The organism is Nocardia alni (assembly GCF_019038435.1).
GTDB classification, from domain to species: domain Bacteria; phylum Actinomycetota; class Actinomycetes; order Mycobacteriales; family Mycobacteriaceae; genus Nocardia; species Nocardia alni.
In genome coordinates this window covers 1-10,565 of record NZ_JAGPOX010000226.1, presented here as the reverse complement: position 1 = coordinate 10,565, position 10,565 = coordinate 1, and the positions used below count along the sequence as shown (strand labels likewise).

Here is a 10,565-nt window from a genome sequence, read left to right as displayed (position 1 = left end):
GATGACGTGTTCAAGTTGACGATTTTTGTGGTCGATACCTCGGCGCTGGCGGTTGTGCGGGCGGTGCGGGACGAATTCGTTTCGGTGCGTCGGCCGCCGACCAGTTCGCTGGTGCGGGTGGCGGGGCTTTTCCATCCGGATGTGCTGATCGAGATCGAGGCTGTCGCCGCGATTTCCGGGCGTCCGCCGACCGATGTTCTACTGGGCTGACCTCCCAGCGAAGGCGGCTACCTGTCGGTGCGGCGGCCTACTGTGGAGCGCATGGAGTGGGCGTATCGCACAGCTGGAGAGACCTTGGCCGCGTTGCGGGCGGGGGAAGTGAGCTCGGTCGAGTTGACCGAGGCGTCGATTGCTCGGATCGAGCGGTTGGATGGCGAGATCAACGCGGTCTGCGTTCCGGACTTCGAGCGTGCCCGGGCGGCCGCGCGCGACGCCGACGCGGCGCGAGGGCGCGGCGAGGGCGGCGCGCTGCTGGGGCTGCCGGTGATGGTCAAGGAGTCCTACAACATCGCGGGACTACCCACTACGTGGGGTATCGCCCAGTTCGAAGACTATGTGCCGGACGAGGATTCGCTGCCGGTGGAGCGGCTGAAGGCGGCGGGCGCCGTGGTGGTGGGCAAGACGAATGTGCCGCTGAATCTGGGAGATTGGCAGAGCTACAACGAGATCTACGGCACCACGAACAATCCGTTCGATCTGGGCCGCAGCCCGGGCGGGTCGTCCGGTGGGTCGGCCGCGGGGCTGGCGGCCGGCTACAGCACGCTGGCCCTCGGTTCGGATATCGGCGGTTCGCTGCGTGTCCCGGCGCATTTCTGCGGTGTGTACGCGCACAAGCCGTCCCTCGGTGTGGTGGCGGCCCGGGGGCATGTGCCGCCCGGTGTGCCCGCGCTGCCCGTCGAGGGCGATCTGTCCGTGGTAGGCCCCATGGCCCGCACCGCGCGCGACCTCACCCTGCTGTTCGATGTGATGGCGGGCCCGGACCCGCTGACCCTCGCCCAGGCATACACCCTGAATCTGCCCGCGCCCCGGCATGATCGGCTGGCCGATTTCCGGGTGCTCGTCCTCGAGGAGCATCCGTTGATTCCGACCGGGGCCGCGGTGCGCGCGGCGCTCGAGCGGGTCGCCGTCGCGCTGGAGAAGGCGGGCGCGCGCGTCCAGCGCGATAGCTCGCTGGTCCCCGACCTGGCCGAGGGTGCGGCCGTGTATTCGAAGCTCCTGATGTCCTTCCTGGCCGCGAGAATGCCCGCGGAGGTGCACGAGGGCCTGGGTTCGGTCGCCGCCCAACTCGACCCCGACGACGACAGCCTGTCCGCCAATCGCATACGCGGCATGGTGATCAGCTATCGGGACTGGTTGGCCGCCAACGCTCGTCGCGAGGAGCATCGCCGCCAATGGCGCGAGCTGTTCGCCGAATTCGACGCCGTGATCTGCCCGATCACCCCGACCCCCGCCTTCCCGCACGATCACGGCCAAGACTGGGAGGGGCGCCGCCTGGACATCGACGGCGTAGCCCACCCGTACGGTGACCAGATCATCTGGGCCGGCCTCGCGACCATGTCCGGTCTGCCCGCCACCGCCATCCCCGCGGACCGCACCGACGACGGCATGCCGATAGGAGTGCAGGTGATCGGCCCCATGTTCGGCGACCGCACCTCCCTGCGGCTGGCCGAATTGCTCGAAGAGGAGATCGGCGGTTTCCAGCAGCCCCCACTGGCGTAGTGCCGGACTCGGCGTCGAACCCTGTCAGGCTGCCGACGCCGCCTACGAGCGCCGCCGGAGCTTCCGCATTCCGAAAAGGCGAGGTAGGGTTCCCGCCGACTGGTCCGTTCGTCCGGGGAGTGATTCCATGCGTATGAGAAAGCCGCTTGCGGGAGTGGTGCTGCTGGCCGGGGCCGCGATGGCCGCGGGAGTGCTGACCGCGCCGATCGCCGCGGCCGACCCGTACGGCAACTCCGGCGGCTCTACCGGCCCCACCGGCGGGTATGTGCCGCAGACCTACACCTGCACCGGCCAGGATTGGGGTGGCCACCAACTGCCGCCGGTCAGCTTCACCTACCAGTCGGACCCGAGCATGGCCGCGCGCCGCGCGCTCACCGAATGGCGAGGCAAGGCCAAGTACTCCACTATCGTCTGCAACGCGAGCTGATACCGCGACGGCGCTTCTCGGCGCTGCTGAGCGTTGATGCACGTCGCCTACCAGGCAATTGCTTCAGTGAGCTATACCACGGAAGGTTTAACGGCGGATCACCCGGTCAGTGCCCCGATTGTTGCGGGCGCAACCGTCAATCGCCCCGTTTCTGAGTATCTGATTAAGCTTCTGTTCACCTTCCGTTAACCTGGCGCGGCCATTCTGTGACTCTGTCGGGTCGTCAGATTTCGATCTGGGGCACCGCGAGGAGTTGAACTCCGTGGCGAGGGTCGCCTGCGCGAATCCCTCCCTGGTCGCTACGCCGGCCGTTCGTCGTCCAGCGCGACGGATTGTCCAGGGCATCCGGTCCCGGGTCACAACCGAAGTCGCATACAACAATCACACCTCGGCCCAACCCGGTCGCTCGGTGTCGTGCTGCCTGCCGCAGCCCGATTCACAGGAGTAGGAAGCCGTTTTCGCATGTCTATAACCCGCACCACAGCCAAGGCCGCCGCGCGGACCGCCGGATCCGGCGCTCTCGCGCTGGCCGCCGTCGCCGCCATCGTCACCGCAGGCGGTCAGCAGGCGTCGGCCCAGGTCCAGCCCGCAACACTGGCCTCCACCATCGCCGCCCAGTCCGCGTCGGCGCACGGCTACCCGAACAATCTCGACGGCTGGATCCGTCAGTCGCTGGCCATCATGCACGCCAAGGGCATCCCGGGTAGCTACGAAGGTCTCCACCGCAACATCATTCGCGAATCGTCCGGTAACACCCGGGCCATCAATCTCTACGACTCCAACGCCGCGATGGGCATCCCGTCCGAGGGCCTGCTGCAGGTCATCGCCCCCACGTTCGAGGCATACCACGTCGCCGGCACCTCCGGCGACATCTACGATCCGGTGGCCAATATCGTCGCGGCCGCCAACTATGCCGCGCACCGCTACGGCTCGATCGACAACGTCGACTCCGCCTACTGAGTTGTCCGGGCCGTCCTGCCCGGCCCGCCTGCGATGCGCTGACCGCGCTTGCGCGTCGACACTTGTCAATTCGAACATTCGTGGTATCGGTAACGGTACGGAAACGAATTGATGATCTTGTTCTTAGTCAGTTATCAGGCAGCTACGATTCAAATACTACGGTGAGTCTCCTGAACGTCCGGCTAATGTCGACCGAACGCACTGGAGACCACCGCGACAAATCGACGCGGACTCGGAATTCCTGCGAAGGAGGGCTTCGGCGTTATTCCCGTTTCCATCGATCGAACCGCTGTCAATTGAATTTCCACCGCTCGTCCGTCATGCCCTCACCGGCGTCGACGAGGAGCGCTTGCGGCCATCTGCCCACGTCATAACGGTCGGCAACCCGAGCCCGATGGCCGGTATCCCTCCCTGGACAACCGAGCTACGACGCTGGTCGAATCATTTCTTCGGACCGCGTTTCCATCCCGCCGCATTCCCGGACAAAGCGGCGGGACAAGCTCGGTCGGATAACGATCTTCGCATCGTGGATTGGCAGGTATTCGATGAGTGCCGAGGCTGTCAGGGTGTACACCGATCAACCACTCTGGTGCTGCGCTGTCGAACTGGTGGCTGAAATGCCGAATCGCTGGCAACGTGCCACCGACCATTTGTTCGAACGCGCGTGCCGGCGATGGCACGGATGTACGGAGGTGGAATTCTTCCCGCCGATTCAACGCTGGAAGAACATCCATCCCCCGACCGACCATCCCAGCCCGCACGAGGTCATCGCCGAAGCCGCGGCGGGGTACCGGCCCGGCCGGCACGACCCGACGGGAGCGTTCGAAGCGGTCATCATGATGCTGTCCGGATGTCCGACCGCGGTCGTCGACTCGCTCGGCCACGCCGAACGGCACGCGACGGCCTCGTCCACCCGCAGCGTCGTGCGAAACAGGCCGGACAGCGTGCTCATTTCCCTGTTCGCCCTCGATGACGACGACATCACCCTGGCCGAGGACCTCGCGCTGACGATCGTGGCCCACAGCTCCGGCCGCATTCTGCACCGCGCCCCCAGCCTGCTGCCTGTCCGGCACGAGCAGATCGCACCGTCGGCGGCGCGGTTCCCCACCTCACCGGACATTCTGCCGGCGATCCCCCACTCGATCGAGAGCCCCGTTTTCGCGGCATCCAGCAACTGAGACCGGCCCGCCGGACCAACACGCCGCATCGGCGGTCACGCATGAGGAGATGGGATGTACCTCGGTAAAACGGCCCGTTGGGCGGCAATCGCCGTGGGTCTTCTGGCGCTGCTGGGTTCTCAGCCCGCCGTCGCACACGAACCCGCGGTCCAGCAATTCTCGGGGTTCAAACTCACCCTGCGATTCGATCCACCGCAGGGCGGACCGCTCATAGAGCAGACCTACCCGGCCGGCCAGAAGATCTACGCCAGAGCCGATTTCAACCCCGGATGGATGAGCGCAGCCCCGAACCGCCACGGCGGCGCTCTGCTGGACGGCAACCCCATCGACGGCTCCTACGAGGGATTCTCCGCCGGTCAGGAGATCCGCATGGACACCGACCACGACCTGGTATTCGCCGCCCTGCGCGTCCCCGATCAACCACAGTTTCACGGCCGCCTCACCGTTGCGACGGATCCGCCCGGCGCCGGTTCGACCGAAGGCAGCTCGGACTTCCTCCTGAGCAACACCGTCACCGGGGTCGTGCACGTCAACCCGCGTATGGTCTTCGACCACTTCGCCCTGGACAACACCGGCGTATGCCTCGATGCCAAACCCGACCCCAGGGGCCGGATCGCCTGTACGGTGCGACCGACCGGGCAAGCCATGCTGATCGCCTATTTCGCCCGCTACTACGACGACTCCGGGAAGAAGTAGGACGCGGACTCACCCCAGGAACGTCACCGTCTCCGCCAGCGGCGCGCGCGGAATGCGCGGCTGCGGTGCGGACGGGTCGGCGTAGCCGATCGACATGCCGCAGAACAGGATTCGCCGCGGCGGCGGTGAAATCGTCTCGGCTACGGTGCGGTGGTACTCCGACCAGGCCGCCTGTGCGCAGCTGTGCAATTGTTCGGCGCGCAGCAGCAGCATGACCGTCTGCAGGTACATGCCCGCGTCGGCCCATTGCGCCACCGGCATATCCCGGTCCAGATAGCAGAACAGCGCGGTCGACGCGCCGTAGCAGTCCCAATTCCGCGCGCGCTCGCGTAATCGGGCCTGCGTGTCGTCGCGGGCGATGCCCAGCGCGCCGTAGCGGCGTTCGCCCAGGTCCGCCAGGCGTTCTCGGTACGGTGACTCGATACTCGGCGGATATATCGGGTACTCGCGCTCGTCACCGGAGTCGCCCGCCGTGATCCGCTCGGCCACCCGCTTCTTCAGCTCCGCGAGCCGGGCGCCCCGCACGACGTAGACGTGCCACGGTTGCAGATTGCTGCCCGACGGTGCGTGAGCGGCCGCCGCCAGCACCCGATCCAGCGCCTCGCGGGGGACGGCCCGATCGGTGAACGCTCGAATCGACTGCCTGGAGTTGACCGCGCTGTAGACATCCACGCGGACAGCCTAGGAGCGGGGTACGACATGAAGTCCCGCAACGGATCTCGATGCGACCGGGATCATAGGAAAAGGCGCACGGCCGGCGTCGCGAGGGCGACGCCGGCCGTGTTATCCGTGTGATCAGCGGTGCTGGAGTTTGTCCTTCATCTCCTTGCCCCGGTCCTTCATATCCTCGTTCATGTTCTTCGCATCGCTTCTGCCCTGCTGAGCTTCGCGTTTCGTGCCCGCGCCCAGGCGATCCGCGTCGCGCTTCATCTCTTCGTTCACGTGCTGGGCCTGGTCCTTCATGCCCTTCTTGGCCTTGTTCGCCATCTGGCCCGGCTTCTTCATGCGGTTGTCAGACATTCCGAACTCTCCCTTACGGTGAGTCTCGTCCGAGATATTCGATACAGGATCGAATGCATGTCCTGTGGCGTCGAGCGCTGCCCGTCACTGTCCGAGCGATCGGGCAACCGATACCAGCTCAGCAATTATGCAGTGAACAGTAGATCGGGTCCATCCTGCCGCCGGTATCGCGATGATGTCAACCGCTTCCCGAGCATGTGCCGGTAGTACAGCTAATATCTCGCAATGTTCAGGCCGGATCGCGACCGGCGTGTCGACCTAGCCGAGCCGCCCCTGGTGACGAATACCAGATGCACGGCGAAGAGTTCTCCCGCGCCCGAGCTGTCGGCCTACTCACACGACACCAGTTAATGCAACAGCACTAGACTCGGCCGCGAACCCGGTGGAGCAGATACGAAAGTAGGCAGCCGAACGTGAACGGAGCGCAGCGGAGTGAACCAACAGTTCAGCACCGCGTGGGCGCGGCTGGGCCGAGCGTTAGCGAGGAGCAGTCGTGACCAGTGCCATCGCCTTGGGGATGCCCGCCGCACCGGCGGCAGTCCTCGCGCCTCGACGCAAGACGCGTCAGCTGATGGTCGGCAATGTCGGGGTGGGTAGCGATCACCCTATCTCGGTCCAGTCCATGACCACCACGAAGACCCATGACATCAACGCGACCCTGCAGCAGATCGCGGAGCTCACCGCGTCGGGCTGCGATATCGTCCGCGTGGCCTGCCCCCGCCAGGAGGACGCCGACGCGCTGCCGACGATCGCGAAGAAATCGAAGATCCCGGTGATCGCCGACATCCACTTCCAGCCGCGCTACATCTTCGCCGCCATCGACGCGGGATGCGCCGCGGTGCGAGTGAACCCGGGCAACATCAAGGAGTTCGACGGCCGGGTCAAGGAGGTCGCCAAGGCCGCCGCCGCGGCGGGCATCCCGATCCGCATCGGCGTCAACGCCGGTTCGCTCGACAAGCGGATGATGGAGAAGTACGGCAAGGCCACCCCGGAGGCGCTGGTCGAGTCGGCGTTGTGGGAGGCCTCGCTGTTCGAGGAGCACGGATTCGGCGATATCAAGATCTCGGTCAAGCACAACGACCCGGTGGTCATGGTCGAGGCGTACCGGCAGCTCGCCGCGCGCTCGGACTATCCGCTGCACCTGGGCGTCACCGAGGCCGGGCCCGCGTTCCAGGGGACCATCAAGTCGGCGGTCGCGTTCGGCGCGCTGCTGTCGCAGGGTATCGGCGACACCATCCGGGTCTCGCTGTCGGCGCCCCCGGCCGAGGAGATCAAGGTGGGCGACCAGATCCTGCAGTCGCTGAACCTGCGCCCGCGCAAGCTGGAGATCGTGTCCTGCCCGTCGTGCGGGCGCGCACAGGTCGATGTCTACACCCTCGCCAACGAGGTCACCGCGGGCCTCGAGGGGATGGAGGTGCCGCTGCGGGTGGCCGTGATGGGGTGCGTGGTGAACGGTCCCGGCGAGGCCCGTGAGGCCGATCTGGGCGTGGCCTCGGGCAACGGCAAGGGCCAGATCTTTGTCAAGGGCGAGGTCATCAAGACCGTGCCCGAGCATCAGATCGTGGAGACCCTGATCGAGGAGGCCATGCGCATCGCCGAGCAGATGGGTGAGGGCTCCGGATCTGGTGAACCCGTCGTCACCGTCGGATAGGCCGCGGATGTCACCGTCGGGTAGCGGCGGGGGCAAAGCTCAGCATCGGCCGGGCGATCGTGGCACTCTGTGAACGTGCGGAGTGTGCTGGAACCGGCTCGCTGGACACGGTTGTCCAGCGCACGTCAGCTCGCGAATCGCGATCTGGCACCGGTGTTGCGGGTATTGGATACCGATCCGGTGGCGGCCTGTATGGTCGCCGCGCGGCTGGAGGAGCACGGAATCGAGACCCGTGCCGGTGCGATCGGTGAGATGTGGAGCCGTGGCGGCCCCGGTGAATCGCTGTGCTTCTCCGGCGCCAACCTGATCCCGCTGCGCGGTAGCCAGGACGATATGCGGGCCTTCGCCGACCGTGCGGTCCGCTGGCCCAGGGTGTGTTCCTCGGTGGTCGGGCGGCAGGAGCTGGCCTTGCCGCTGTGGGAGATCCTGACCCGGAATTGGGGTCCACCGCGTGAGTTGCGGCCCGAGCAGCCGCTGCTGGCACTGGACGGTCCGTCGCTCGTGTCGTCTGATCCGAAGGTGCGCCGGGTGCGCGCCGACGAACTCGACCGCTATCTGGTGGCCGCGGTGGCCATGTTCACCGAGGAGATCGGCGTCGATCCGCGCGTGGGCGACGGCGGGCGCAGCTATCGGCGCCGGGTGGCGAGTCTGATCAACTCCGGGCGTGCCTGGGCGCGCTTCGAGGACGGCCGGGTCGTGTTCAAGGCCGAGGTGGGGGCGATGTCCAAGCGCACCGGCCAGATTCAGGGCGTCTGGGTGCACCCCGACCACCGCGGGCTCGGTCTGGGCACCGCGGGCACCGCGACCGTGGCCGATGCGGTCGTCGCGTCCGGGCGCACGGCGAGCCTGTACGTGAACTGCTTCAACACATCCGCCCGGCGCGCGTACGCGAAGATCGGATTCCGGCAGATCGCGACATTCGCCACAGTGCTGGTGGATTGATTCGGCCTTGTGACCGGGCCCGTGTGTCGCTCCGGTAGCGGGCAGTTGGCTGGATACCATCTCGTGCGATGGCGACTCAGCGAATCTCCCGGTCACTCCGGTCATCTCGGTTCGGCGCTGGTGTGCGCGAACGGATGCTGGTGCTCTCGAGCGCCGCTGCGATCGCCATGGCGGCCGGCGGGTGTTCGGCCGGACCGCAGGGGCCGGTGGCGGCGGCCGACGATTTCGCGCGGGCGTTCGCGCGGCACGACGTCCAGGCCGCGGCGAGCCTGACCACCGCGCCCGACAAGGCGCGGCCCGCGCTCGGTTCGGCGTGGGACGACCTGCAGGCGCAGCAGATGAGCGCGCACACCGGATCCGCGCGCATCAACGGCGACACCGCGACCGTCGACTACACCTATCGGTGGCAACTGCCGAAGAGCCGGGTCTGGACCTACGACGGCGAATTGCATATGGGCCGCACCGACGGCCGCTGGCAGGTGCGCTGGACAGCCTCGGACATCCATCCCCAACTCGGTGACACCCAGACCATGCAGTTGCGCGACATCCCCGCCCCGCGCGCCCGCGTCAACGAACGTTCCGGCACCGATGTGCTGATTCCCGGTGTGGTGCACCGGATCATGTTCGCCCTCGTCGATGCCACCGATCCGAACTACACCGCGAGCGCGCTGGCCGCCGCGCTGAACCAGTTCGACAATACGGTGACCACACAGGGCATCCTGGCCACCGCGGCCAAGTCCCGCCGCGCGTACACCGTCGCGCTGCTGACCGACTGGGAGTACAACCAGGTCGGCGACGATCTGCTCGGGCTCCCCGGGGTGAGCACCACCAGGGAGTGGGACCTGGTTCCCACCGATCGCACCTTCGCGCCCGATCTGACCACACAGGTGCGCAAGACCGTGATCGACGAGGTGGGCGGCAAGTCGGGCTGGGACGTCGTCACCGTCAACGCCGACGGCGTCGACACCGATGTGCTGCAAGAGGTCGCGCCGCAACCGGCCCCGTCGTTCTCGCTCAGCCTGGACCGCTCCGTGCAGAACGCCGCGCAGCGCGCCGTGGACGCCCGCGAGGAGAAGTCGATGATGGTGGTGATCCAGCCCTCCACCGGTGCGATACTCGCTGTGGCGCAGAACAAACCGGCCGATGCCGACGGGCCCGTCGCCACCGCCGGACTGTATCCGCCCGGCTCGACGTTCAAGACCGTGACCGCCGCGGCCGCGATCGGCTCGGGCATCGCCACGCCCGACACGACGGTGCCGTGCCCGAGCGAGATCGTCATCGGGCAGCGAACGATTCCGAACTACGACGGGTTCTCCCTGGGCGACGTGCCGATGAGCGACGCCTACGCGCGATCCTGCAATACCGCCTTCGCCAAGATCTCCAGCTGGCTGTCCAAGGACGCGCTCACCAGGACGGCCGCGAAATTCGGTGTGGGACCGGACTATACGATCGCCGGACTGCCGACCGTCTCGGGGTCGGTGCCGCCGGCGAAGGAGCTGACGTTGCGCACCGAGGACGGCATCGGGCAGGGCAAGGTGGTGGTGAGCCCGTTCGCCATGGCGCTGGTCGCGGCGACCGTGGCGCACGGATCGACGCCGGTGCCGTATCTGCTGTCGGGGCACAGTACGAAGGTGTCGGGAGCCGGTTCCGCGCCGTCGGCCGAGGTGATCGCCGGGCTGCGGCTGATGATGCGCAAGGTGGTGCTGAGCGGAACCGCCGATCGGATCGCCGATCAGGGCGAGGTGTACGGCAAGACCGGTGAGGCCGAGGTTCCGGATGGATCGCATTCGTGGTTCATCGGCTACCGCGGCGATATGGCCTGGGCCACTTTATTGGTCAAGGGCGGCAGTTCCGATAACGCGGTCGCTGTGACGCGAGATATGTTGCTGGCGTTGCCCCCCGGGTCGGCGTAGGACGCCTCAGTGCGCGGCCAGCCGGGTGGGGGCGGGATGGGTCATGGACGGTGCGAGAT

Annotated in this window: 11 protein-coding genes; 9 read left to right on the top strand and 2 right to left on the bottom strand. The window is 66.9% G+C overall.

Annotated elements, in window-relative coordinates; translation table 11 throughout:
• The 6 genes from JZ791_RS42020 to JZ791_RS41995 form a co-directional block, all read left to right on the top strand.
• Window positions 1-210 (top strand): RidA family protein (locus tag JZ791_RS42020; RefSeq protein ID WP_254207286.1); only part of this gene is annotated, 210 nt, incomplete at its 5' end.
• Window positions 211-261: 51 nt separating this feature from the next.
• Window positions 262-1,719 (top strand): amidase, encoded by a 1,458-nt coding sequence (locus JZ791_RS42015; protein ID WP_216903227.1) that lies wholly within the window; start codon window positions 262-264, stop codon window positions 1,717-1,719.
• A 127-nt stretch (window positions 1,720-1,846) separates the two neighbouring features.
• Window positions 1,847-2,146: a hypothetical protein gene (locus tag JZ791_RS42010; RefSeq protein WP_216903226.1), complete on the top strand. Its 300-nt coding sequence runs from the start codon at window positions 1,847-1,849 to the stop codon at window positions 2,144-2,146.
• Between the two features lie 462 nt (window positions 2,147-2,608).
• Entirely contained in the window at window positions 2,609-3,106 is a 498-nt protein-coding gene (locus tag JZ791_RS42005) for a transglycosylase SLT domain-containing protein (RefSeq protein WP_216903225.1), read from the top strand.
• 692 nt (window positions 3,107-3,798) lie between these two features.
• The gene (locus JZ791_RS42000) at window positions 3,799-4,284 is read left to right on the top strand and encodes a hypothetical protein (protein WP_216903223.1); all 486 of its coding nucleotides are present in this window, start codon (window positions 3,799-3,801) and stop codon (window positions 4,282-4,284) included.
• A gap of 54 nt (window positions 4,285-4,338) precedes the next feature.
• Window positions 4,339-4,980 (top strand): hypothetical protein, encoded by a 642-nt coding sequence (locus JZ791_RS41995; RefSeq protein WP_216903221.1) that lies wholly within the window; start codon window positions 4,339-4,341, stop codon window positions 4,978-4,980.
• Between the two features lie 9 nt (window positions 4,981-4,989).
• Here the strand turns inward: JZ791_RS41995 and JZ791_RS41990 are convergent, their stop codons facing one another.
• Both JZ791_RS41990 and JZ791_RS41985 read right to left on the bottom strand, forming a co-directional pair.
• Window positions 4,990-5,652 carry a nitroreductase gene (locus JZ791_RS41990; RefSeq protein WP_216903219.1) on the bottom strand — a complete coding sequence of 221 codons (663 nt, stop codon included), beginning with the start codon at window positions 5,650-5,652 and terminating at the stop codon, window positions 4,990-4,992.
• Between the two features lie 123 nt (window positions 5,653-5,775).
• Window positions 5,776-6,000, bottom strand: coding sequence for a hypothetical protein (locus tag JZ791_RS41985; RefSeq protein WP_216903217.1), 225 nt, complete (start codon window positions 5,998-6,000; stop codon window positions 5,776-5,778).
• Window positions 6,001-6,493: 493 nt separating this feature from the next.
• Here JZ791_RS41985 and ispG point away from each other — a divergent pair, with 493 nt between their 5' ends.
• The 3 genes from ispG (at window position 6,494) to JZ791_RS41970 (ending at window position 10,506) form a co-directional block, all read left to right on the top strand.
• Window positions 6,494-7,651 carry a flavodoxin-dependent (E)-4-hydroxy-3-methylbut-2-enyl-diphosphate synthase gene (gene ispG / locus JZ791_RS41980; protein ID WP_216903215.1) on the top strand — a complete coding sequence of 386 codons (1,158 nt, stop codon included), beginning with the start codon at window positions 6,494-6,496 and terminating at the stop codon, window positions 7,649-7,651.
• A gap of 75 nt (window positions 7,652-7,726) precedes the next feature.
• Entirely contained in the window at window positions 7,727-8,593 is an 867-nt protein-coding gene (locus JZ791_RS41975; RefSeq protein WP_308163458.1) for a GNAT family N-acetyltransferase, read from the top strand.
• 134 nt (window positions 8,594-8,727) lie between these two features.
• Complete coding sequence (locus JZ791_RS41970; protein ID WP_438804631.1) at window positions 8,728-10,506, top strand: penicillin-binding transpeptidase domain-containing protein; 1,779 nt, start codon at window positions 8,728-8,730, stop codon at window positions 10,504-10,506.
• Window positions 10,507-10,565: the final 59 nt, after the last annotated feature.

Excerpts from the sequence above, each read along its gene's own strand:
- JZ791_RS41995 (WP_216903221.1), top strand. The coding sequence starts at position 4,339 with ATGTACCTCGGTAAAACGGCCCGTTGGGCGGCAATCGCCGTGGGTCTT.
- JZ791_RS41985 (WP_216903217.1), bottom strand. The coding sequence starts at position 6,000 with ATGTCTGACAACCGCATGAAGAAGCCGGGCCAGATGGCGAACAAGGCC.
- JZ791_RS42015 (WP_216903227.1), top strand. The coding sequence starts at position 262 with ATGGAGTGGGCGTATCGCACAGCTGGAGAGACCTTGGCCGCGTTGCGG.
- JZ791_RS41970 (WP_438804631.1), top strand. The coding sequence starts at position 8,728 with ATGCTGGTGCTCTCGAGCGCCGCTGCGATCGCCATGGCGGCCGGCGGG.
- JZ791_RS42010 (WP_216903226.1), top strand. The coding sequence starts at position 1,847 with ATGCGTATGAGAAAGCCGCTTGCGGGAGTGGTGCTGCTGGCCGGGGCC.
- JZ791_RS42005 (WP_216903225.1), top strand. The coding sequence starts at position 2,609 with ATGTCTATAACCCGCACCACAGCCAAGGCCGCCGCGCGGACCGCCGGA.